This window comes from Ignavibacterium sp. (assembly GCA_032027145.1).
GTDB lineage: Bacteria > Bacteroidota > Ignavibacteria > Ignavibacteriales > Ignavibacteriaceae > IGN3.
Map to the genome: position 1 here is coordinate 1,363,086 of JAVSMP010000001.1, position 25,418 is coordinate 1,388,503.

The following is a 25,418-nucleotide window of genomic DNA, read 5'->3' on the forward strand; positions in this document are numbered from 1 at the left end:
ATGCGTATCAGTGATTTAATTATTTCCAATAACTACATAGGAAATACAAATAAAATAAAAGAAAGAATGTCAATTCTTAACAAACAGATTGTAACAGGCAAAAAGATAAGCAGACCTTCCGACTCGCCTGTAAGCACTTCAAGACTTATGAGAATTTCAGACCAGTCAGGTCAGCTTGATGCTTATAAAAACAATATAAAAACCAGTTTAGCATTTATGGATGAAACAATTTTTGCAATGGAGTCTATACAGTCAGAAGTTATGAATATTGTTGGGAAGCTTACTGATTTGCAAAATCCCATCAATCAGAATAATCTGGAGCTTTATGCGGATATGATTGATAAATCATTAAATATAATTCTTGAAACAGCTAACACAAAATCTGATGGAAAATATGTTTTTGGAGGAACAGATTACTCTGATAAACCATTTAGTATTTCGGCTGATAATCAATCTTATCAGACTAATACAGATACAAGCGGCAAGATAAATGTCAGATTTTCTCAGAGTGTAGTACACAATATTAATCTATCAGGATTAGAACTTTTCGGAACCAAAATTTCCAACAACGGATTTTTCGATAGAACTGCTGCTGTTGGCAGTACAACAAACTCTTCATTAACGATTTATGATAATCTTGGTAATCAGTATTCATTAAATACTACTTATCAAAAAACAGCGGATAATACATATCAGTTTACTTATGATATATTGGATGGAACCGGAACAACAGTATTTTCAGCACCGCCGGCAGCCAGAGAACTTGTATTCAATCCACTCAATGGAAATCTAGTTTCTATGGATGGCTCAACATCTAATCTCAGTTTTGAAGTAAATATACCTGCAAACAAAATTCAGTTTACTATGGATTTTAAATCTTTATCAGAAAGCAATTCTGCAACTTCAGTAAGTTTAAGCGCTAACCAGCCAACTGATATTTTTAATACACTTAAGCAAATAAGTGACAGTTTAAGAAATGGTGTTGTACCGGATAATAATATGATCGCTTCTGTAGAAGGTTTTAATTCAAGATTAACATCTTTACAATCAGAAGTAGGAAACAGGATTAATCAGATATCAACAATTGAAAATATGCTTACACAACAAAGTTTTAATTTGCAGGAACTTGCTCAAAAGGAAGATGGTGTTGATATAGCCAGAGCACTGGTTGATTTGCAGAACCAAAATTACTTGCTTCAGGTAACACAAAAACTTGGAGCAATGATTTTACCTAATACCTTGCTGGATTACTTATGATAAAAAAGTTCGGAACAATAAATGGTTTTATCTTAGGTGTATTATCAATTTTTGGTGCATTCCTGCTTGAAGGCGGATCAGTTAATGCTTTGTTTTTAATTCCGCCGATTATAATAGTATTTGGTGGAACATTTGCTGCAGTTATCATTGGTTTTGGATTTGAAAATTTTAAGAATATGTTCAGACTCATTAAACTAGCATACTTTCCACAAAAGTTTGAACCTAAAAGGATTATTAATCATATAGTTCAGTTTTCGTATAAGGCACGAAAAGATGGTTTACTATCTTTGGACAGAGATATAAATAAAGTTGAGTTTTTCTTTTGTAAGAAATTACTGCGTAATGCTGTTGATGGTACAGATCCGGATTCATTATTGGATATGGCTGAGCTTGAAATAAAAGCGGTTCAGGAAAGACATTACTCTAATATATTTATTTTTACAAAAATGGGCGGTTATGCCCCAACGATGGGAATACTTGGTACGGTTATGGGTTTGATAATGGCTCTTTCTCATGCTGGTGCCGATCCCAATTCTTTAATTAAAAGTATTGCTACTGCATTCATCGCAACGCTATGGGGTGTATTTAGTGCAAACTTAATTTGGTTACCAATTGCAGATAAACTTAAAAAATGTCATCAAGAAGAGAAACAAATGATGGAACTTTCTTTACAAGGAGTCTTGGCATTACAGAGTGGAGACATCCCGGCAATGGTCAAAGCAAGACTAATAAGCATGCTGCCGCAAAAAGATCAAGAGAGCATGTTTCCGCAAAGAGAGTTCGGAAAAATTTTAAGATAGATGAGTTTGAAGAATCACCTTTTAGCGAGAGTGGTGAAAAAGACCGTTATCTTATTACCTATGCAGATTTGATTACTTTACTGCTTGGGCTGTTTATATTATTATATACGGCTTCAAATCTGGACGTGCAAAAGTATGAAAAAATGGTTAATGCTATCGGTAATGTTTTTGGTGGTGAACATAAAACAATAAAGATTTTTCCCGAGAAAGAATTACCGGTTACAACTCCTTTGACGAGTCTTAAGTCCGAAATTGCTAACTTGATTGAAAAAAATAATTATTCCAGTTCAATTAAGCTGGAAGAAAATTCCAGAGGCGTAACAATTCATATTCTGGAAGATATTGTGTTTCCATCCGGCAGCGCAGAACTTAAAAAAAGTTCAAAAATCGTATTGCAGCAATTAGCCGCAATTATTAGAAGACTTCCGAATGATATAAGAATAGAAGGACATACTGATAATGTACCGATTAACACACCTCAATTTCCGTCTAATTGGCATTTATCAGTCTCCCGTGCATTAAATACGGCTTACTATTTGATGACAGAACAAGGTTTGGACCCTGAAAAACTTTCGATTGTCGGTTACTCAGAATACAAACCGTTAGAATCAAATCAAACATCGGATGGTAAAGCTGCAAACAGAAGAGTAGATATAGTAATAATTAAATAGTTAAGGGTTATGAAAATTAAAACACAGCAATTTGGCGATATCGAGTTTAATGAAGAACTTATAATTTATTTTGCCGAAGGACTTTTTGGTTTTGAACATCTCCACAAATATTTGCTGATCAAAACAGATGAAGAACTTTTTTATTGGCTTACTTCTGTTGAGCAGCCGGAAATTTCTTTTCCGATGATAGGGATCAGAGTTATTGACGAACATTATCCCTCAGTTGAAAATAATGAGGCTTTTGGCATCGTTATTCTTAACCGGAATCCAAAAGATGTTAAGGTAAATCTTAAAGCACCGGTATATATTAATCAGGACTCTAAGAGCGGGTTTCAGAAAATTATCGATAGTGATAAATATCCTATCGATTACAATCTTTTTATCGAAGAAAAATAAAGTTGAAAAATGCTAATACTAACTAGAAAACTTAATGAAGAAATTAAAATTGGCAGCGGTATTACTGTAAAGATTATTTCAATTTCAGATAACACTGTTAAAATCGGTATTGATGCTCCGCAAAATATTCAGATTGTCAGAACTGAATTGTACGATAAGGTTAAGGAAAGCTCGCTGCAAGCTGCTAAATCAATTAAAGAAAAGCCAGCGGGATACACTAAACTTAAAATTAAAAAAATCGACTAAAAATAATGAAATCTAAATTACCCTTTATATTGATAATTGATGATTCTGATGTTACACGAGCATCATTAACCAGAGTCTTTGATGAATACAATTGTCAGACTGAAAGCTGTGAAGATGGTTTATTTGGAATTCAGAAAGCCCTTGAAAAAAGACCAGATGTGATGATTCTTGATATTCTTATGCCAAACCTTGATGGAATAAAAACTTTGCAGATAAAAAAAGTGATTGATGATCTTAAAGATATTCCTGTTTTAATACTTAGCGGTAACATAAATAAAAGTAATATGTTTGCTGTAATGGAAAATGGTGCAGACAAAGTTCTGATTAAACCGTTTAATGTTGATGAGCTTGTTGGTGCAGTTAACGAATTGCTTGGTTATAAACTTGAGCAGAAAATCAGTGCTGATTATCAGTCAATTGATTTTAAGGATGATGTTGTTTCTGAACTTCAGAAGATTTTTATTAATTCATTTGTTTCACAGAAAAAAATTATTGTGGATAGTGTAAACCGAAGAGATAAAAATAAACTGAGAGTTGTTTGTCATCAAATAAAAGGAGTTGGAAAAACTGTAGGATTGCCCGAGGTAACCGATATTTGCAGAAATCTTGAGTTTAATCTTACTTCTGATAAAGTTGATTGGAACTTTATTATTAAGCAATGCGAAAAAATGTTTTCTCTGATACCTAAAACTCAAATGGAATTAAAAGGGGAGGATTAAATGTTTGTAATTGTAGGTGTAATTGTTGTTACTGCTGCCGTAATAGGAGGTTTTGTACTTGCAGGTGGAGATGTGATCCTTTTAATTCAACCGGCAGAATATGTTGTTATTATCGGAGCTGCTATTGGTAGTTTATTAATTTCTGCCCCTGTTGGTGTTATCAAAAAAATTATTAAAACAATTCCAAGCATTTTTAAATCTCATGCTTATTCAAAAGAAGATTATCTTGAATTGCTTAAAGCTTTTAACGATCTTTTTTTACTTGCACAAAGAGAAGGACTTCTTGCAATTGAAAAGCATGTTGAATTGCCTGAAGAAAGCGATATTCTTTCTAAGAATAAAAAGTTTATAAATAACGATCTTGCAAAAACTTTTTTCTGTGATACAATGAAAGTTATGCTTTCTGGTGGTGTACCGCCCCACGAACTGGAAAATTTAATCGATGCTGAAATTGAAACTCTTGAAGCTGAAACTAAACCGGCAATTAATGCAATAACAAAAATGAGTGATGCGTTTCCTGGTCTTGGTATTGTTGCAGCAGTTTTAGGTATTATTGTTACAATGGGCTCAATTGATGCTGGTGCAGTTGCAGTCGGACATCATGTAGCGGCTGCTTTAGTTGGAACATTTCTCGGTGTTCTTTTAGCTTATGGATTTGTAGGACCATTAGCAACAAATATGGAAGTAGCGCTTGAAGAAAAGATGAGATATCTTGAAACTATTAAAACCTGTGTTGTTGCCTATGCAAAAGGTAATCCTCCAATTATTGCAGTAGAAATTGCCAGAAGAACTATATTTACAGATGAAAGACCGACTTTTAGTGAACTTGAAAATTATATGCGAGGAAAAACTGAATAGATGCTCGGGGATAAAGAAAATATTATTGTTGTTAAAAAGATAAATAAACACAAAGGGCATCACGGCGGTGCCTGGAAAGTTGCCTATGCTGATTTTGTTACTGCAATGATGGCTTTGTTTATTGTACTTTGGGTTTTAGGACAAAGTGAAGAAGTTATAAAAAATGTAGCTGGATACTTTAAAGATCCTATTGCATTTTCTGATAAAATGAAGGGGATATCTATTATTGAAGGCGGAGTATTTGAATTGCCTTCAGACAAAGCGAAAGAAATAATAGACAAAGTAAAACAAAGGGAACAGGAAATCGAAAGATTGAATGCAATGAAAGATTCAATAATCAGCAATTTATCTTCTAACAGTGATTTTGCTTATCTGATGGATCAGATTAAAATAGAAATTGCAAATGAAGGATTAAGAATTGAAATGATAGAATCCAACGATGCTGTTTTTTTTGAAATAGGGACATCAGAACTCAGAGAGGATGCTAAAAAACTTCTTTATGAATTAAGTAAGAATCTTAAAGCGATACCCAACAAACTGATAATTGAAGGTCATACTGATGCCAGACCTTATCCAAATGATGGAAGAGGCTATACTAATTTTGAATTAAGTGTTGATCGTGCAAATTCTGCAAGAAGAGTAATCGTTGCAAGCGGGCTGGACCCGGTACGTATTGATGAGATAAGAGGATATGCCGATACAAGATTACTTGATAAAAAAGATCCTTTTAATCTGGTTAACAGACGAATAAGTATAATTATTAAATTTGCTACCGAGGCACCACAATGAAAAGAATAATCATTGTTGAAGATGACAGAATAACCCAGCAGTTTTATTCAATGTTTTTTAATAAGAATGGTTTTAATGTAACTGTTACTGATGACGGAGATAAAATATTAGATACTTTATCAAATGAAGAAGTCGGATTAATTTTGATGGATATAAATCTAAGTAATACTTATCTTAACGGTGTAAAAACTGATGGAATTAAACTTGCACAGATTATTAAATCTAATGAAGAATTTAAGAATATACCGGTTGTTTTAGTTACTGCATATTCATTATCAAGTCAAACTAATAAATTGCTGAACGAAACCAAAGCAGCTGATATAATAACAAAACCTATTTTAGATTATAACAAATTTTTAAATAAAATTAATACTTTAATTACAAATTGACTGAAAAAGAAAAAGATAAAATACTTGTTGTAGAAGATGAACGCGATACAAGATATATTCTTGAAAAACTGCTTACTAAAAATAACTTTGAAGTTCTTACAGCTAATAATGGACAGGAAGCTCTGGTTGCATTAGAATCCTTTCACCCAAAAGTTATACTTGCTGACTGGACTATGCCGGTTATGGATGGACTTGAGCTTTGTAATCAGATTAAAGGTAATGAAAATTATAAACTTATCTATTACATTATTTTAACTGCAAGAACTTCTTTAAGAGATAGAGTAACCGGACTTGATGTAGGAGCAGATGACTTTTTAATGAAGCCTATTGAAAATCAGGAGCTTATTGCAAGAATTAAATCTGGTATTAGAATATTCAATCTTCAAAGAGAACTTAAATCCATTGAGCACACAAAAGCAATAATAGAGCTTGCCTGCACTATCGGACATAAAATAAACAATCCTCTAAGCAGTCTGAAACTTGCGGTAAATGATCTGAAAGAAAATTTATCAGATAAAGCCACAGAACAAACAGAAGAAGATTTTCAGATTATCCAGCAGGCAATGGAAAGAATACAAACATTTGTTCAGCAGCTTACCAAGTTAGAAAATCCCGAAATAATAGATTACACTGATCAAAGTAAAATGATCAAGTTTGATTGATTTTCTGAGCTAAATTTTTCCTTAAGTTTTTCGATAATGTAGTGGAGAACTGGGAAAATGCTGAAAAAAATTGAAAATATCGCTAATGCAAACGAGCTGAAGGGCAATAATCGCTATTCGGGCGGCAGTAGTTCGTTATCTGTAATTAATGGTAATAAATCAAACATTTCTGACTCACTCAGTTTTTCGTCAGCTTTTAAATATTTATCCAGCCTAAAGTGGCAGTTAAAATCCTTAGAACACAACAGTAACGATGAATTCACTATAGAGTTTATAGTGGATAAATTACTATTTAAAACAAGAATAAGTATTAACGACAATAAAACATCAGATATTAATTACAGTATTACAAACGGGGCTGTAGTCAGCACTTCTGAGCATAAATATGATGTTACAATTTCATTTGATTTCGACCCGCAGGTCTTTTCTGAAGCACCTACTGCTTCATCAACAGAGTATTTAAACTGGTTGTTTGAAAAATTTGTCTCGTACGATAGTATTTTATTAAAAAATTCTAATGACCCGGAAATAAATTCATTTTTTTTGGATGGGGCAGAAAAAAAACTTCAGTATGAACTATCTCTGATTCATAGAAATATTATTTCTTTTGTAGAGAAAGTAAGCGGAGAAGTAATAACAAATCATTTGCGATACTTTTCACCGGACAGTAGTAATAAAAAAATTATCAAGATATTGAATATCAATGTTAGATTATAAAGAAGTAACCGCTCTTGATAATACTGCTATTCAGCAAGATATCATTCCAATAAATGTTTTGGCAGAATCTAAGCCGATTATTGTTATCAATCGGACTAACGCAATTGTTTTTTCAAATCAGGCAGCTCAGATTTCTTTTGGCTTAAACAATATTTCAAACATATCACAACTTCAGGCGGATATAAACTTCGCTAAAATCTTATCAGATTTTTTTGCCAGCAGTTATGCAAATATCAATATAAATGTTAACATACAAAATTTATCTGAATCTGCATCTGGTCAATACAATGCTGAGATTGAAAGAATTGAAATTGATAATACACAATATCTGCTTATAGTTTTTCATCATACTGAAAAAGAAATTATTCTTGAAGACAGGATTAATTCTATTCATGCAGCTATAGAATTTGCAAGCATTCCCTTGATGACAATCGACTCGAAAGGTAAGATATCATTTTTATCGCATTCAATGGAAGAGATTTTAGGATTTGGGATTGAAGAACTTTACGAAAAATTTTTCTGCACTCCGTTAGAAAGTTTTTTGTCAAAGGCTGATCTGCTGACAGCTGAAAGAGCGTTCTTCCTTAAACAAAACTGGGTAAAAATTATTTCGTTAAAAGATAAAGGAAAATTAAGGTTTAAAGAACTTCGGTTAACACCCTTTTTAACCCCGAATGCCGATTCGAATGCATTTATGCTCATTGCGCACGATATAACCGATTATATTCAGAAAAACTTAATTGCTAAAGAATCTGAAAATAAACTCAAATCAATAATCAACAATATCCGTGATCCATTATTTATAATAAAAAGAAAAAATGACAAGTTTTATTTTGAAAACGGAAATAACAGTTTTTTCAGAGTATTCAATCTTGAAAAATCTGGTATTATAAATACAGATATTAAAACAATTTTTACTGAAGGGATTCTTAGAAATATCCTTAAAAACAGTGAAATGATAATTAACGAGTCGTTACCTTCATTTGAGTTTAAAGAGAAATTTAATCTTATTCATTACAGTTGCAAAATTACATTAATGGATATAAGTAATGAGGATGAATCTTATGTGATGATTAGTTTTAATAACATAACTGATCAGCAGAATTATCAGACCAAAATGAAAACTGCATACGAAAAAGAAGTACAGCTTAATATGCTTAAAACCTCTTTCATTGAAAATATGTCACATGAGATCAGAACACCATTTAATGCAATTTCCGGATATGCAGATATCCTGGAGGAAAGTATAAAAGCCGGAGACTATCAGAATGTTTCTGAACTTTTAAGTCTTGTTAAAGATGTAATGTCTCGTGTTGCCCATCTGTTTGATCACATTATTGATATGTCTGAAATTGAATCGGGTGAAGTTACATTCGATTATGTCTATTTAAATTGCAATCAGGTTCTTAAATCTGTTGATAGTAAACTTAAGAATACTGCCAGACTCAAGAATATTGAACTGTTGACAGAACTTTCTGAAGAAGAGGTTATTATTAAGACAGACTGGGTTAAGCTTGAAAAAATTATATATGCCGTGGCAGAAAATGCAATAAAATATACTATGATTGGGAAAGTAGTACTTCGCTCATTTATTTTTAACAACTTTGCTTATATAACAGTTACTGATACGGGCGAAGGAATGAATCAGGAAGATATAAAGTATTTACTTGAACCATTTTCACACGAAGAAGATGCTTACTCAAAAAGATGTCAAGGTGCAGGATTAGGTTTAGCAATTGCAAGTAAACTGACTAAAATGATGGGTGGACTTTTTGAAATTGTCAGCAGAAAACAAACCGGGACAAAAATTACTCTTATTTTTCCACTTGTTAAGATAGGGTATTAGTCTGGGTCTTGCTGTGAATAATATTAGCCTTAAGTGTTTATTTAAACACACTTAATTTCAAAAAGAGATAAGTCTCATAATTTCTACTATAATCCATTCATTTAAGCGTCATATTTGCCAGTTTTTTAAGTCCATTACGAGACAAAAATAATATTGTGCTGGCATTTAACTTGCCACTTGAGTTCAGTTCTTTTCTTTGGTTTATTTAATTGTGTTTTGATTAAGTTATATCAAAAGGATGCATGCAAAAAACAGATAGTTAATAATTTATTAAATACAATTATCTATTGAGATGAATAAAGAAGAAAATATTTCTTCAAGTTTTTTTGCAAATCCTCATTTTGCATTCTATAGAATATCATCAAACGGTTATCCAGTCTTTGCAAATCAGACATTAGTAAGAATGCTTGGTTTCAGTTCCCGCGACGAATTTATTAAATCATTTAAGGAAAATCCCCAGTTCAGAGAGAATTTTTCTATTTCGAAATATCAGGAACACCTATTAAAGATTAATAATACAGATGGAGTTGAATCAAGATGGCGTAAAAAGAACGGAAGGATTGTTGTTGTAACCGAGTATATACAAAAATATTTTGATCCAACTGATGGCAGTATTTTTTATGATTGTATAGCAGAAGATATTACCGAGAAAAAAATAATTGATGAATTGATGAGCGATGTTATTGGGAGAGATTATGCAATTATCAAAGCCTTGCCGGATATTTTATTTATTTTATCTAATGACGGAAATTTTACTGATTATAAAACAGGTAACAATTCAGGTTTCCCGATATCACCAGATTACTTTGTCGGTAAAAGTTTATGGGATGTCTTCCCTCAGCAGATTTCAGATGACCTTTATAGAACAATAAAGGAAACACGCTTAAATGGACAATTAAGTACTTATGATTTTCAGATGCCCGGACAGTTTGGCTCAAAACATTATGAAGCAAGAGTAGTTAAGAGTCATCAGAATGAAGTTTTATTATTGCTGAGGGATGTTACTAATCAGAAACAAAATGAATTACAGATACTCAAGATTGCAGAAGATCTTAGACAGATAAATGATACTAAAGATAAATTTGTTTCCATTATTGCCCATGATGTTAAAACCCCAATCGTTGCACTTATCGGTTATGCTGAAATTCTTGCAGAAGACATTGAAGAATTACAGAAATCTGAGATAAAAGAATTTGCTTCAAGTATTGTAGAGATTTCTAAACAGACAATTGGATTATTAACTAATCTTCTTGAATGGAGCAGACTCCAAACAGGCAGAATAGAATTTCATCCAGTACAGATGAATGCATTTAATACTGTGGAAAATTCAATATCATTACTTGCATCCAATGCTGAACAGAAAAATATTAAGATAATTAACGAGCTTGATAAAGACACTTATATTTATGCTGATGAAAATATGATGCAATCAGTTTTTAATAACCTCTTAACCAACGCAATTAAGTTTACGAATAGAAATGGTGAGATAAATGTAACATCTGATAAGTGTGAGGATATGATTTGCTTTTCTGTTAAAGATAACGGTGTTGGTATGGATGCTAAACAGAAAACTTTACTGTTTGAAATGAATAAGAGTTTTACTACTCCTGGTACGACAAACGAAAAAGGCTCCGGACTTGGTATGATATTATGCAAAGATTTTATCGAAAAACATGGTGGTAAAATATGGGTTGAAAGTTCTGTTGGAAATGGATCTGAGTTCTTCTTTACTGTACCTGCCTCAGTCAACTATTATTCAGTAAAAGAATCCATTTTGTAAAAATAATTACATTCGGAAGATTTTTCCTGAGAATCGCCTGAAGTTATTGGCAGAAAGAGAAAAACAGCTAAATTTTCTATCAAAAAGATGGATGATTTAGTTTTTATACACTTTCAATTCATACCTTAAAACACACAATTTAATTAACTTCTGGCATAAAAGTGGCTAAAATGAAGAAATTAAATAGGTTGAAACCCAGTATAATAATTCAATTTTAGAGTTTTAATTTTTTAAGTAATTGCGATTTTGAAAACTACCGAACCTCAAATAATAAATTCTTTTAATAGTATCAGTTACAATAAACTTCTGCAAAATGCGATCTCCGTAGCTTTTTACAGGTGTGAAATAATTAATAATCAATTGATTAGAAAGTTTGATGAGAAAATTGTTGAGCTAACTGGTTACACAGAAGATTATTTTAATAATGAATATGATTTGTGGAATAATAATGTACACGAAGAAGACTATGACTTGGTAAAATGTGAACAAGAAGAGATTTGGACAAAAGATAATATTGAACTTATTTATCGCTGGAAATGTGCCGATGGGCAATACAAATGGTTCTTGGATAAATCAGAGCTTATTAAAGATGTTGATGGAAATCCAAAAGAAATTTTTGGGTTAATAGTGGATATTAATGAAAGAAATCGTGTAAAAAAGGAATTTGAAACTAACCGGTTATTTACTCAGAAAATTCTTAAAACAATCCCAGGTATCTTATTTATCATTGATTTAAATAAAGACAGAATAATCTATTCTAACTTTCCTGAGTTTAAATTCCTTGGATATAACGAAGAAGAAATATTACAACAGGGCGAAAAAATATTTTCAGAGATTATTTGCCAGGATGATAAACCGAAGTTAATTAATCTTCTGTCTGAGCTTAATGCTCTGCCAGACGGCACTGTCAAAGAAACAGAAATAAGAATCAGAGATAAGGCTGGCAAGTATTTTTGGTTTCTCGTTAAAATAACAATCTTTAAACGTGATGAAACAAATAAAGCAGCACAATTAATAGGGCTGCTCGAAAACAAACATAAGGATAAGATCGTTAAAGATAAACTTGAAGAAAGTGAACAGAGCTATAAAAATCTTTTCAACACAATCAGTGATGCAATATTTATTCAGGATTATGATTGGACCTTTATTGATGTAAACGACGGGGCAGTTTCATTTTTTGGATATACCCGTGAAGAACTGATAGAGAAGAACCCTGAATTTATCAGCAGCGGGGATGAGAACGACATTGATGAGATAAAAAGAAAGTTTGAATTTGCTAAAAGTAATGTTTCACAAAAAATTGAATTTGTCGGTAAGAAAAAAGACAAAACAAAAATCTTCACTGAAGTTCAGATTTTTAAAGGGATTTATTTTGGCAAAAATGTGATAATCGCACAAATGCGTGATATAACGAACAGAAAAAAATCTGAACTAAAAATGCAAGCTGCGCTTTCTGATAAGAATGTTTTATTGAAAGAGGTACACCACAGAGTAAAAAATAATTTACAAGCAATGATCTATCTTATTGAAATGCAGATAGATAAACTTGAAGATAAAAATGTTGAAATGTTTCTGCGGGAATTGCAGGAACAAGCCCGAACTATGTCGTTAGTCTATGAACAATTATATCAATCTGACCACCCAGCAAAGATTGATATGGAGAATTACCTTAAAAGCTTAACCTCTCATGTCTTTCAGGCATTTGCCTCCGGCAGAGAAATTATTTGTAATGTGGAAGCAGAAAATGTTATTCTTAATGTAGAAGCCGCAATGCCCTGCGGACTTATTGTTAACGAACTTCTTACGAACTCATTAAAATATGCTTTTAATGATTTAACAGATGGAGCAGCTAAACTCAATGTTAAACTAAGCAAAAATAATAACCTGATTGAAATAATAGTGATGGATAACGGTAAAGGAATACCCCAAAATTTTAATTGGGAAAATACGGAATCACTCGGGCTTAAGCTTGTTAACTATTGGGTCAAATATCAATTAGCCGGCTCAATAGAGCTTGATACAACTTCCGGAACAAAGTTCAATATAAAATTCGAAAATGTCTGAGATTAATAATTATAAAAAAATATTAATTGTTGAAGATGACGCAATTGTAGCTTCGCAGCTTCAGAGAATAGTAGATTCATTGGGATATACAGCATTAAATCCGGTAGCTACAGGCACTGAAGCTGTTAACCTTGCTCTGAAGGAAATTCCTGACCTTATCTTGATGGATGTTAAATTAAAAGGTGAATTAACAGGAATTGAAGCAGCAGATCTTATTCATACAGAATCGGAAATTCCCGTGATTTATTTAACTGCGTATGCTGACCAGGAAACTATCCAGAGAAGCAAAGACAGAGGAACTTATGGATTTCTGACCAAACCTGTGCGTGATAAAGAACTTGGGGCAATGATTGAAACAGCCATTTATAAATCTTCTACAGACAGATCATTAAAACATTTCAATCAACTGCTTAAGGCTATTAGAAGTATTGATAAACTGATTGCAAGAGAAAGCATTCCTGAAAAATTACTTTATGAAGCGTGTTCAATTCTTGTTAATTCAAAAGATTATTTAGCAAGCTGGATCAGTTATGAGCAGGAACCTGCTTCAAATCCCATGGTGTTCTCAGAAAAATTTAAAAAATCTTTCAAAGGCGGAGTTACAAATCATTTTATTAAAAAAAGGATTCAAAGTGTTATAGAAAAACCTTTATCAAAAAATGAATTTACCTTATTTAAGGATGATGAAGCTCTTAATCTTGTTGATAAATTATTTACTGATCACAACATAAAACAGCCGGTTGTTCTTTTATGCCCTATGATGGTTAAAGAAAAGTTTTTTGGATTTATTGTCATTATTTCCAAGGAGCCCTATGGTTTTGATACAGAAGAAATTGAGCTGCTTCAAACATTAGGTGAAGATATTGCATTTGCATTAAACAGTATTGAAATAGAAAAAGAAAGAATTTTAGCAGAGCAGGCGCTTAGTGAAAGAGAATCTTATTACCGGTCTCTATTACATAGTATGCACGAAGATATTTTAGTGATTGACAGGGATTACAATATTATTGACGCAAATAATTCTACTCTTAAAACAACTGGTTTTGCTACTTCTGAAATAATTGGCAAAAAATGTTATAAGATATCTCACGATCTGGATATGCCCTGCTGCGAAGCCGGAATTAAGTGTGAGCTGCAGAATGTTTTTGATAATGGTCTTCCAAAACTTGTAAGACATATTCATAAAAAAATCGATGGTCAGCCAGTTTATGTTGACGTATTGTTTTCGCCGTTAAAAGATGAAACAGGAAAAGTTACCAAAGTAATTAAGTCAATCCATGATGTAACTGATCTATTAGCTACTCAGGAAGCCCTTCGGGAAAGTGAAGAAAGAATCAAACAAATTGCTGATAATGTTGATATTGTATTTTTTACCCTTAACAGCGATGAAAGTGGAGAGAAAATAACTTACTTAAGTCCGGCTTTTAATCGCCTTTGGGGTATGGATAAAATGAAAGCTCTCGAAGATTCAAAAAACTGGCTGGATACAATTTATCTTAAAGACAGAAAAAGATTATTAGAACTGATAAGTAAAATTCGTCTTTCAGATAATCTGATTGGAAATATTGAATACAGAATAGTTAGACCTGACGGAAGCACTCGATGGATCAACTCAAGATTAAAAGCAATTTCAAAGAATAGTAAATCTTCAGTTAATATTATTGGAATTGCTGAGGATATAACTGACAGAATCTTGACAGAGAATAAATTAAAGAAATCAGAACAAGCCTATAAAAATCTTTTTGATAATGCTCATGATCCGATTATTATCTTTGAACCAGAAAGAGGAATAATACTAAACACTAACACAAGAGCCTGCGAAGTTTATGGATTAGAAAAAATTGAATTAATAGGAACATCATTTTATGCTCTTTGCAGCGATAAGCAGGAATTATACAAAAAAGTTGCTGATGCTGCGGATTTAGTTGATGTATCAACATTTGAAATTGAGTCATTAAGTAACAATGGAAAAAAAATACATCTCGAGGTAAATATATCACCGACAGATTATCTTGGACAAAAAGCAATTATTGCAGTTAACCGGGATATTTCATTCAGAAAGAATGCTGAAAAAGAATTAAGGTTCTTATCTGAAATTGTTAAACAAAGTCCTGCCTCAGTTTTATTGACTAATACTGATCTGGTTGTTGAATATGTAAATCCAAAATTTGTTGATCTTACAGGCTTTACAGAAACTGAAGTTATCGGGCAGAAAGTTAATTCTGTTAAACCACTTGCAGGTCAGAATTCAGAACAAATATGGTCTATTGTTAAAGAAGGCAATATCTGGATGGGTGAAGTGATGAATGTTAATAAAGATTTGCAATCATACTGGACTTCACTTATTATTTCTCCGATTATAAATGAAAAAGGAAAAACAATTCATTTTCTTTTAATTGAGCAGGATGTAACACAGCAAAAAGAATTAGAATTAGAATTAAAAAATGCTTTGAACAAAGCAAAGGAAATAAACAACTTCAAAACTCACTTGTTAGGCAATCTTAATCATGAAATAAGAACTCCAATGAACTCAATTATCGGTTTCTCTCAGATTATCGCAGAAGAAGCCAAAGATGAAGATGTAATTGAGATGTCCAACAAGATAATTAAATCGAGTTACAGATTATTAAATACTCTCAATTCTATTATTGAACTATCTGACCTTGAGTCGGAGAGATTAAAAATAAATAGAACTGATATTAATGTTTCTCATTTTGTAAGATATTTGGATTACAGTTACAAGAGCATTTCTGCTGAAAAAAATCTTTTCTTTGAAGTTGATATAAAAGATGAAGATATAATAATACAATCTGATGAAAAACTTTTAGAGCAGATATTCCGTAATCTGATTGATAATGCAGTTAAATATACAGAGAAGGGCGGCATAACAATTACTGTAAACCAAATTGAAGATGAAAAGAAGAATCTTAATTGTTTTATATCTGTTAGAGATACAGGAATTGGAATATCTGAGAAAAATAAAAATGTGATCTTTGATGCTTTCAGACAACTAAGTGAAGGTGCAACTAGAAAATATGAAGGTACAGGACTTGGACTTACAATAGCTAATAAAATGGTTTCTCTTCTTGATGGAAAATTAAATGTTGAAAGCAAAGAAAATGTCGGTTCTGAATTTTCTGTAATACTACCTTTTAATACAAATAGCAAAAAAAGCAGCAGCGTAATTAAAAATCCATTTGAAGTTGATTTTCAGATTGATAGCAGTTCGGCAAAAGTACCGCACTTACTGATTGTGGAAGATTATTTAATGAATGTTGATATCATGAAATATTTCTTAAATGATATTGCAACAATGGATACCACTACTAATTACGAAGAAACAATAGCCGCAATAAAAGATTCAGAGTACGATATTATACTTATGGACATAAACTTAAAAGATAGCATCGGTGGAGTTGAATTAATGAAAGAGATTAGAAAAATTAACCGTTATAAAAATGCCCCTATCATTGCAATTACCGGTTATACATCATCGATGGATCAAGAAATTTTTATGCAGGAAGGATTTACTGACTTTTTGGCAAAACCGTTTAATCAGAAACAGCTTAAGGAAATAATACTGAAAAATCTATCATAAAAACCAACAAATAACTTCATTAAGTATTTACCGATTTTTTCGATAATTAATTCATAAACCAATATGAATTGGCTAATGTATTATTAAAATAAGTCCATTTTTTAAGAACATTATTTTGTAATTAACCGCTTATATATTTCAAATAAAAGATGGTAATTCAGAAAAGATAAATAAAAAAAGAAATCTGTACACGATGCCCAAAAAAATTCAGATACGATTAATAATTCTGATTCTAGTTATATCATTTTTTTATGCTATATCAGTAATTTATTTAAAGACAAAAGAAACATCATTTCTCAATGAAATTTCTGTTGAAAAAAAATCAACTCTCAATTCAATTATAATTGACTATTTAACTCAGCCAAAATATAAAATTGAATTTATTCCGGAAAGAAAACTAACCGCAAACAATCTGATTGGATACATAAACAGTGGAAAATTCATAGTAAAGGATTCAATAATACAGATTCAATCAATACTTGATAATATTGCCAAATCAACAAATTCGACACTAAAGTTCATTACAAAAGATGAACTTAAAATAATAAAGGAAAAAACCGGGCCACAGTATATCAGAGCAATTTTTGAAATTGAAAATGACAAAGGATCATTAAAACATATTTTAGTTGTAGAAAAGGAATCAGAAGTTTTAACAAATAAATCTCTAGGACTAAGCAGTGAGTATATAGAACTTGGGTTGATTTTTTTGGGATTAATAATAGTTATAACTCACGTGATTTTTTTTCAGTTTATTAAACCATTATCCATAATCATAAAAAGTATCAGAACTAACAAGTTACAGCCACTTCAAAAATTTGAAAACAGTAAAAACGAATTTGGTGTTTTAACAAATCTTATAAAGGACTTTTTTGAACAGAGAAAATTACTTGAAGAGGAAGTTAAAGTAAGAAAAATAACACAGGAAGAACTTGAAACACTTAATGATGAGCTTGAGAAAAGAGTTGTTGACAGGACAGAAGAACTTGCCGTAACAAATCTGGAGCTTCAGAAAGAAAGAGACCAGACAAAAAAATATCTTGATATTGCAGGTACAGTTATCGCGCTATTAGACCGTGATGGCTACATACAATTGATTAACAAAAAGGGCGATGAAGTATTAGGCTATAAACCAGGTGAATTGGTCGGGAAGAACTGGTATGATACCTGTTTGCCTGTTTATGAAAAAGAAAAGCAGATAAAGTTGTTTTCAGATGTAATCAATAATAAACAGGAACCATTTAACCAGCTGATTATTGATGTGGAAACCAAAGGGAAAGAAATACGAACTCTTATTTTTCATATAACATTTCTGATGAATAAAGATAAGAACTATAAGGGTGTTTTGTTTTCTGCTGAAGATATAACAGAGCTAAAGCAAAAAGAAAAAGAATTAATTGAGGCTAAAGAAAAAGCAGATGAATCAAATAAACTAAAATCAACTTTTCTTGCAAATATGAGCCACGAACTAAGAACACCAATGATCGGTATCCTTGGATATTCAGATTTATTGGTTAATGAATTGGAAGATGATAAGTATAAAAAAATGGCAAGTGCAATTTATGAGAGCGGGCAAAGGTTAATTGAAACTTTGAATATGATACTGGATTTATCGCGTTTAGAAGCAAATAAACACAACATAGATTATCAAATAGTAAATGTAAACTCTTTAATTAAAAATATTACATTCCATTTTGAAGCTGCTGCTAAAAAGAAAAATCTTTTCCTGAAAACTTCTTTTCCTTCAATTGAAATTATGAGCAGAACTGATCCGAGAATGCTGAGAGATGTTTTTAATAATCTGATTAATAATGCGTTGAAGTTTACAAATAAAGGCGGAGTATTCGTAAGCCTGGAATTGTTTCACAGGGATTTTATAGTATCTATTAAAGATACAGGTATTGGAATTACTGAAGAAAATCTTGGGCTTGTATTCGAAGAATTTCGTCAGGTATCAGAAGGATTAGGCAGAGGTTTTCAGGGGACAGGGCTGGGTTTAACAATTTGTAAAAAGTATGTTGAACTTCTTGGTGGTCAAATATCAATCAAAAGCACACCGGGTAAAGGGTCAGAATTTACTTGTCAGTTGCCTCTCTTTTCTTATAGTACAGATGAAGAGGCAGTAAGAAATGAAGCAAATCAAATGTATGCTGATACTGCAGAAAAAAAATCTTCAGAATCAAGAATAGATAAAAAGATACTTATCGTAGAAGATGATTTGACATCAAGAGAAGTAATAAATCTTTTTTTGAAAAATCTTTATAAAGTTATATTTGCTGAAGACGGTGTAAAGGCAATTGAAATTGCAGAGAAAGAAAAATTTGATTTAATTTTAATGGATATAAATTTGGGTACAGGTATTACGGGCATTGAGGTTATGGAAAGAATAAGAAAAATTGCAGGATATGAAAAAACTCCGATGATTGCTGCAACTGCATTTGCAATGTTAGGTGATAGAGAAAAATTTTTATCAATTGGATTTAATCATTATATCTCCAAACCATATATTAAAGCTCAGCTTACAAAACTGTTGAGTGAAGCGCTAAAGAAGTAATTACTAAAATAATTCCCCATTAGTTTCAACTCTTAAGGCAAAGTAATATTGTCGATATATACCTGGCTTTACTTTTTACCTAACCTTATAATTACAGAAGTAAATTAATGCCGACAAATTTTGAAAGAACAACAAAATATTTTTGAATAAATGGATTTTATCTGGTTTAATTTTTGAAACTGATATAATGTATTTGAAAAGGTAAACCATGAAAATTTTCAGCTTTTTATCAGCACTAATTATTGTAATTGTTTCATCAAATGTTTTTTCACAGCCGGTCAGTTTTTCCATATCTGTTGAAGAATCACTAAGAACAATCAGTCCTTATATTTACGGCACTAATCAATTATTAACTGAAGAAGAACATTGGGGTGCATTAAGACAGGGAGGTAACAGACTGACAGGATACAATTGGGAAAATAATGCTTCCAATGCCGGAACCGACTACTTAAACTCCAGTGATAACTATCTTACCTGGATTGCAGGCATACAAAATGAATCTGAGCCCGGAATTGTTACTACAACATTCAGAGATAAATCAATTGAATTAAACGCATACTCACTAATTACACTTCAGCTTGCTGGTTATGTTGCAAGGGACAAAAAGGGTACTGTCTCACAGCAGCAAACAGCACCTTCATCCAGATGGCGAACTGTTAAATTTGAAAAAGAAAGTCAATTCACGCTACAGCCGGATACTTCAGATTCTTTTGTTTATATGGATGAATATTTAAACTTTCTTGTTGATAAATTTGGTATGGCAAATACATCAAGCGGAATAAAAGGCTACTCGCTGGATAATGAACCCGACTTGTGGAATTTGACACATCCAAGAATTCATCCTTTACAGGCAAAATGTGTTGAGATAGTTCAGAAAGCAATTGATGCAGCAACTGCTGTGAAAAATATTGACCCTTATTTGGAAATTTTCGGACCGGTTCTTTATGGATTCAATGGTTATTATAATTTTCAATCAGCTGAAGACTGGGATTCTTTACGCGCCGGAACAAACTATCAATGGTTTATTGATTATTATCTTGATAGAATGAAACAGGCTGAAATCTCTTCAGGAAAAAGGCTGCTTGATGTTTTAGATATTCATTGGTATCCTGAGGCAATGGGCAATAACAGAATTACACAAGCAAATGCCAACACAACCGCTGACAAACTTGCCAGAGTACAGGCGCCGAGAACTTTGTGGGATAATAACTATCAGGAAAACAGTTGGATAGCACAATGGTTCAATTCTTATTTACCATTAATACCCAGATTAAAACAATCCATTGATCAGTTTTATCCGGGGACTAAACTTGCATTTACTGAATTTTCCTATGGCGGAGAAAATGATATTACAGGTGCAATTGCAATAGCAGATGTATTGGGAATATTTGGCAGGTATGATGTTTATCTCGGAACATTCTGGCAGCTTGATTCTCCTTCAGACTATATCTCATCAGCTTATAAAATTTATAGAAATTACGATGGAAATAATTCAACATTTGGCGATTACTATGTATCTGCTTCAACAAGTGATAGCGTAAGTACATCTGTTTATGGTTCACTGAATGATGAAGGAAATGAGATACATTTAATAGCAATAAATAAAAATCTAAATGAAAATGTTGAAGGCAATTTTTCGGTTTTATCCCAGCAAAATATACAAAGCGGGCGTGTATGGAAATTAGACGGTAATAGCCCGCTGATTGCTGAGATTGATCCAATAGCCAATATTGTAAATAATAGTTTTACCTATACCTTGCCATCTGGCTCTGTTTGTCATTTCGTTTTACAAACAGGTGTAGTGAGTATAACAGAAGAATATACTGTACCCGAAAATTATTATTTGACTGCATATCCAAACCCATTTAATCCATCTTGCAGGATTGAATATAATGTTCCGATTAATTCTAATTCCTGCCTTAATATATTTTCTGTTACCGGTGAATTATTAAAAAGCTACACTGAGCTTTCAGGTGCAGGATATTTATTGTGGGATAGTTCAAATAGAAATGGAGAGAAAATATCCAGCGGAGTTTACTTTGCCGTACTTAACAGTAATGGCAAAATACTAACAACCCGTAAACTAGTCTTGATGAAATAAATGAATTTGCGGAGAGACAGGGATTCGAACCCCGGAAGGACTTGCATCCTTAACGGTTTTCAAGACCGCCGCATTCAACCACTCTGCCATCTCTCCGAATTATTTATCAGGCTCTTAAACGCCCTTCCCCCTTTGTAGGATTTAATTTGCTTTTCTCTTTCAAATGCAGTTGTTCTGGACGAATAATTTTCAACATAAATTAACGACCAGGGTGCATAAGCTTTTGTTGATACAACTTTTCCTAAATTATGCTCATCAATTCTTCTTTTAAGATTTGATGTACATCCTACATAGAATCGTTCTGGTTTTTGACTCTTTAATATATAAACAAAATACATATTAAGACCGCCGCATTTCCCGCCTAAGGCGGGATAAACAACCTTTACCCCGCAATTATGCGGGGACTCTGCCATCTCTCCGAATTATTTATCAGGCTCTTAAACGCCCTTCCCCCTTTGTAGGATTTAATTTGCTTTTCTCTTTCAAATGCAGTTGTTCTGGACGAATAATTTTCAACATAAATTAACGACCAGGGTGCATAAGCTTTTGTTGATACAACTTTTCCTAAATTATGCTCATCAATTCTTCTTTTAAGATTTGATGTACATCCTACATAGAATCGTTCTGGTTTTTGACTCTTTAATATATAAACAAAATACATATTAAGACCGCCGCATTTCCCGCCTAAGGCGGGATAAACAACCTTTACCCCGCAATTATGCGGGGACTCTGCCATCTCTCCGAATTATTTATCAGGCTCTTAAACGCCCTTCCCCCTTTGTAGGATTTAATTTGCTTTTCTCTTTCAAATGCAGTTGTTCTGGACGAATAATTTTCAACATAAATTAACGACCAGGGTGCATAAGCTTTTGTTGATACAACTTTTCCTAAATTATGCTCATCAATTCTTCTTTTAAGATTTGATGTACATCCTACATAGAATCGTTCTGGTTTTTGACTCTTTAATATATAAACAAAATACATATTAAGACCGCCGCATTTCCCGCCTAAGGCGGGATAAACAACCTTTACCCCGCAATTATGCGGGGACTCTGCCATCTCTCCGAATTATTTTAAGAACAAATTTGCGTGGCAAATATAATCATACTTGCTGTTTCTGCAAACTCATTTTAGCTATCTTTACAGCATTAAAATCCTATAAATGCTATGACTACAAATGAATTAATCCCATTTCTTAGATGCCTTTCTATGGAAAGTTCAGCCATTATTAAACAGTATTTCAGAACTGATTTGGCAGTAGATAAAAAAGCTGATGATTCTCCGGTTACAATTGCTGATAAAAAAGCTGAAGAGAAAATGCGGTTACTTATCCAAAAGGAGTTTCCTGTACATGGAATAATAGGGGAGGAGTTTGGTAATGAAAATGCTGATGCAGAATATGTTTGGATATTAGACCCGATTGATGGAACAAAAAGTTTTATATCAGGTGCTCTAAGTTTTGGAACTCTAATTGCTTTGATGCACAAAGGAGAACCTCTCATCGGTGTTATAAATCATCCGATCTTAAATGAATTTTTAATCGGTGATAATAATTCAGCCTGGCTTAATGATAATTTAGTTCGTTTGCGGGACTGCAGTTCAATCTATGAAGCTGTACTTCTTACAACAGATCACTTTAATATTGGTGAGTATCAGGATCAAACTAAATTTGATAAACTTGCAAGACAGGTTAAGCTTTACAGAAATTGGGGAGATTGTTACGGTTATTATCTCTTAGCAACTGGCTATGCAGATATAATGATTGATCCCATTATGAGCGTTTGGGATTCTATGGCTGTGATACCAATTATTAAAGGCGCGGGTGGAGAAATAACAGATTATAAAGGTAATGATCCTGTAACAGGAAATAGTATTGTCGCTTGTAATAAACTTATTCATTCGGGTGTGATAAAAATGCTTAATGATTAACTAATAAAAGATATAGAAAATCAGAAGTGTTAATACTGCCGAGAATAATGTTAAATATCTTATCTTTGATTTATTGAATAATACAATTGCAGTGATAACCCATAGTGCAAAAATTAGTAGTTCTGCCGCGGAGAATAATCTATCAATTGAAGGAACATATTGATTTATAAATCCATTTTTATAAGTTAGATAGAGTGGGTTTATCAAAGCAATTAGAGTAAGAAATATTATTAAAAAGATTATGATAAACTTTTTTGTTTTAATGTTTTTATTAAAACTTTCTAATCCTGTCCTGACTGCGAATACTAATCCGCCGTACAAAAAGAAAAATTGAAGTATGTTGACCACAATCGGAATCTTTCCAAAGAAAGTTATTTGAACATATTTCTTGTCAGGTATGGAGATGATATTATCTTTGTAACGGAGTTCAGCATAATACTGCAGTTTAGTTTCCGGCTTTTGTTTTGGCAGAATACCTGTTAAAAGAAAATTATCTTTTAATAATTCTTTTGAAGTCCAGATAGAATCATAGTTAAGTTTATAAAAATACTTCCCGGTTAATTCTTTTAAATCAGATCTGATTGAAAAAATATAATCATCATTTTCATAGCAAACCTTTTCGAATCTGTAAGATACTTTCTTACCTTCAATTCCAATAGTTCCTGTAATTGGATAATCAGCAGAAGTTATTTTGTTCATGTAAGAGATAATGAACACAATTACGATTGAACTGATCCAGAGTATTAGAGATTGTTTTTTCATTAAAGCAATAATTTCTTTTAGTAAATTTAAAAAGAATAGCTTGGTATGAAAAGTAAATAAAAAAGCCCCTGATAAATAGGGGCTGAAAAAATTGTAAATTGAACCTCAGAAAGAGGTGCCAATTTTAAATCGAATGTTTACAAATATTTTTGTGAAACCAAAATTACCAGAATCCAATCTTGAAAGACTTGCTGATGGACCTATTGAGAAAGCACTGAATCCCCATCCTTCCATTATCTTTTGAACTAAGATGTTAATGTTGTATTGAGGTTCACGATATTTACTGCCCGGCATCCCATCAAAGCTAAAATCAAAAGTGCTTCCGGCAAGCGATGCTTCTCTTAAAGATAAACCAAAATGCCATTCATCAAGATACTGTCCGAAATAAAATCTGCCTCGGGTTGACCCAAGTATTGATACTGGATATCTAAATTCCCAATTAAGGAAGGACTGCTCGTTATCTATAATTCTTGCCTGATACTTCACAGTTGAATCAGGATTAAGAACTGTTGCTCCTTCAGATTCATCAAGGTATCTTCGCTTCCGTTCATTGCCAATTTCAGTAGTTGCCTTTAAGTAACCAAATTCGAAGAAATTGCCAAATGGAATTACATAGGTAACCTGAAATCCTTCACTTACTATCAGGTTGTTATGATTTTGGCTTTTAACAGCCTCTATCATTGCATCAATATGACTGAATATACCTGCCTTTACCCCAAGTATGTGGAAATTAACTTCCATCATATTTGTTTCAAGAGCTCCTGAATATGGAGTTCCGATACCAAGCGATAAACCCACATCCTGTTTTAATGATAATCCTAATCTTTCACCGCCCTGCAACTGAAAGAATGGATTTACATATCCCATTGTAGGAGAGATCTGAAGTTTTGTCGGTGGCTGTGCAACTTTGTTAATCCTGATTTTTTGAAATACCCTTGTAAATACACTTCCGTAATTAATATCCTCTTCAAGGTTTAATTTGAAAGGATAAGTTATTACTCTTGCTCTTAATTCAGGTGGGATAGCAAGAAAAGGATATAATGCGCTTTTAATTGAAATAGTTTGATTATTAGCATCTCTCAGATCGACTACTATTTCTGCCTTGGGATCAGGAGGATCAATAAAGAGAGCATCCTGAATTTTTATAAACAAGCTGTCGTCAAGTGGCTCCATTTGGTAATATCGGATTTGCTCTTCTTCTTCCTGGGCAAAAACAGAACTTAATCCTGTAATAAATACAGTAGTTAAGAATACTAGAAGTAATTTAGATGCGTTCATTTTTA

The 25,418-nt window shown here is 32.4% G+C and carries 23 protein-coding genes and 1 tRNA gene; 18 read left to right on the forward strand and 6 right to left on the reverse strand.

Annotation, left to right across the window (positions count from 1 at the left end; genetic code table 11):
• The 17 genes from flgL to ROY99_05595 all read left to right on the forward strand — a co-directional run bounded on the left by flgL (position 1) and on the right by ROY99_05595 (position 21,444).
• Positions 1–1,257, forward strand: coding sequence for a flagellar hook-associated protein FlgL (flgL, locus tag ROY99_05515; GenBank protein MDT3695832.1), 1,257 nt, complete (start codon positions 1–3; stop codon positions 1,255–1,257).
• On the forward strand, positions 1,254–2,057 hold the full coding sequence (locus ROY99_05520; GenBank protein MDT3695833.1) for a MotA/TolQ/ExbB proton channel family protein: 804 nt from the start codon (positions 1,254–1,256) through the stop codon (positions 2,055–2,057). Before flgL ends, ROY99_05520 begins: the two co-directional genes overlap by 4 nt.
• A complete protein-coding gene (locus tag ROY99_05525; GenBank protein MDT3695834.1) occupies positions 1,943–2,728 on the forward strand; it encodes an OmpA family protein in 786 nt (261 codons plus the stop codon). Before ROY99_05520 ends, ROY99_05525 begins: the two co-directional genes overlap by 115 nt.
• Before the next feature lie 9 nt (positions 2,729–2,737).
• A complete protein-coding gene (gene fliW / locus ROY99_05530) occupies positions 2,738–3,124 on the forward strand; it encodes a flagellar assembly protein FliW (GenBank protein MDT3695835.1) in 387 nt (128 codons plus the stop codon).
• A gap of 9 nt (positions 3,125–3,133) precedes the next feature.
• Positions 3,134–3,370 carry a carbon storage regulator CsrA gene (gene csrA / locus ROY99_05535; protein MDT3695836.1) on the forward strand — a complete coding sequence of 79 codons (237 nt, stop codon included), beginning with the start codon at positions 3,134–3,136 and terminating at the stop codon, positions 3,368–3,370.
• A gap of 5 nt (positions 3,371–3,375) precedes the next feature.
• Entirely contained in the window at positions 3,376–4,089 is a 714-nt protein-coding gene (locus ROY99_05540; protein ID MDT3695837.1) for a response regulator, read from the forward strand.
• Entirely contained in the window at positions 4,090–4,947 is an 858-nt protein-coding gene (motA, locus tag ROY99_05545) for a flagellar motor stator protein MotA (protein MDT3695838.1), read from the forward strand.
• Positions 4,948–5,736: a flagellar motor protein MotB gene (locus ROY99_05550; GenBank protein MDT3695839.1), complete on the forward strand. Its 789-nt coding sequence runs from the start codon at positions 4,948–4,950 to the stop codon at positions 5,734–5,736.
• A complete protein-coding gene (locus ROY99_05555; GenBank protein MDT3695840.1) occupies positions 5,733–6,125 on the forward strand; it encodes a response regulator in 393 nt (130 codons plus the stop codon). Before ROY99_05550 ends, ROY99_05555 begins: the two co-directional genes overlap by 4 nt.
• A complete protein-coding gene (locus ROY99_05560) occupies positions 6,122–6,787 on the forward strand; it encodes a response regulator (GenBank protein ID MDT3695841.1) in 666 nt (221 codons plus the stop codon). Before ROY99_05555 ends, ROY99_05560 begins: the two co-directional genes overlap by 4 nt.
• A 57-nt stretch (positions 6,788–6,844) precedes the next feature.
• Positions 6,845–7,504, forward strand: a complete 660-nt coding sequence (locus ROY99_05565; GenBank protein ID MDT3695842.1) for a hypothetical protein — start codon at positions 6,845–6,847, stop codon at positions 7,502–7,504.
• Positions 7,491–9,350, forward strand: a complete 1,860-nt coding sequence (locus tag ROY99_05570) for a PAS domain-containing sensor histidine kinase (protein ID MDT3695843.1) — start codon at positions 7,491–7,493, stop codon at positions 9,348–9,350. Before ROY99_05565 ends, ROY99_05570 begins: the two co-directional genes overlap by 14 nt.
• 292 nt (positions 9,351–9,642) lie before the next feature.
• Positions 9,643–11,130 (forward strand): PAS domain-containing sensor histidine kinase, encoded by a 1,488-nt coding sequence (locus ROY99_05575; GenBank protein MDT3695844.1) that lies wholly within the window; start codon positions 9,643–9,645, stop codon positions 11,128–11,130.
• Positions 11,131–11,376: 246 nt separating this feature from the next.
• Positions 11,377–13,194 carry a PAS domain S-box protein gene (locus ROY99_05580; GenBank protein MDT3695845.1) on the forward strand — a complete coding sequence of 606 codons (1,818 nt, stop codon included), beginning with the start codon at positions 11,377–11,379 and terminating at the stop codon, positions 13,192–13,194.
• Positions 13,187–16,792, forward strand: a complete 3,606-nt coding sequence (locus tag ROY99_05585) for a PAS domain S-box protein (protein MDT3695846.1) — start codon at positions 13,187–13,189, stop codon at positions 16,790–16,792. Before ROY99_05580 ends, ROY99_05585 begins: the two co-directional genes overlap by 8 nt.
• Before the next feature lie 193 nt (positions 16,793–16,985).
• On the forward strand, positions 16,986–19,343 hold the full coding sequence (locus ROY99_05590; protein MDT3695847.1) for an ATP-binding protein: 2,358 nt from the start codon (positions 16,986–16,988) through the stop codon (positions 19,341–19,343).
• A 208-nt stretch (positions 19,344–19,551) separates the two neighbouring features.
• Entirely contained in the window at positions 19,552–21,444 is a 1,893-nt protein-coding gene (locus tag ROY99_05595) for a glycoside hydrolase family 44 protein (GenBank protein MDT3695848.1), read from the forward strand.
• Between the two features lie 9 nt (positions 21,445–21,453).
• Here ROY99_05595 and ROY99_05600 read toward each other — a convergent pair.
• The 4 genes from ROY99_05600 to ROY99_05615 all read right to left on the reverse strand — a co-directional run bounded on the left by ROY99_05600 (position 21,454) and on the right by ROY99_05615 (position 22,503).
• Positions 21,454–21,540: transfer RNA gene (locus ROY99_05600), tRNA-Ser, on the reverse strand.
• Complete coding sequence (locus ROY99_05605) at positions 21,519–21,857, reverse strand: GIY-YIG nuclease family protein (GenBank protein MDT3695849.1); 339 nt, start codon at positions 21,855–21,857, stop codon at positions 21,519–21,521. The genes ROY99_05600 and ROY99_05605 overlap by 22 nt, the downstream gene beginning before the upstream one ends.
• Positions 21,827–22,180 (reverse strand): GIY-YIG nuclease family protein, encoded by a 354-nt coding sequence (locus ROY99_05610; GenBank protein MDT3695850.1) that lies wholly within the window; start codon positions 22,178–22,180, stop codon positions 21,827–21,829. The genes ROY99_05605 and ROY99_05610 overlap by 31 nt, the downstream gene beginning before the upstream one ends.
• Positions 22,150–22,503 carry a GIY-YIG nuclease family protein gene (locus tag ROY99_05615; GenBank protein ID MDT3695851.1) on the reverse strand — a complete coding sequence of 118 codons (354 nt, stop codon included), beginning with the start codon at positions 22,501–22,503 and terminating at the stop codon, positions 22,150–22,152. Before ROY99_05615 ends, ROY99_05610 begins: the two co-directional genes overlap by 31 nt.
• Before the next feature lie 108 nt (positions 22,504–22,611).
• On the opposite strand from ROY99_05615, the gene hisN reads away from it, so the two are divergent.
• On the forward strand, positions 22,612–23,373 hold the full coding sequence (hisN, locus tag ROY99_05620; GenBank protein MDT3695852.1) for a histidinol-phosphatase: 762 nt from the start codon (positions 22,612–22,614) through the stop codon (positions 23,371–23,373).
• On the opposite strand, the gene ROY99_05625 is transcribed toward hisN, so the two are convergent.
• Positions 23,374–24,135: a hypothetical protein gene (locus ROY99_05625; GenBank protein ID MDT3695853.1), complete on the reverse strand. Its 762-nt coding sequence runs from the start codon at positions 24,133–24,135 to the stop codon at positions 23,374–23,376.
• A gap of 105 nt (positions 24,136–24,240) precedes the next feature.
• Positions 24,241–25,413, reverse strand: coding sequence for a hypothetical protein (locus ROY99_05630; GenBank protein MDT3695854.1), 1,173 nt, complete (start codon positions 25,411–25,413; stop codon positions 24,241–24,243).
• Between the last annotated feature and the right edge of the window lie 5 nt (positions 25,414–25,418).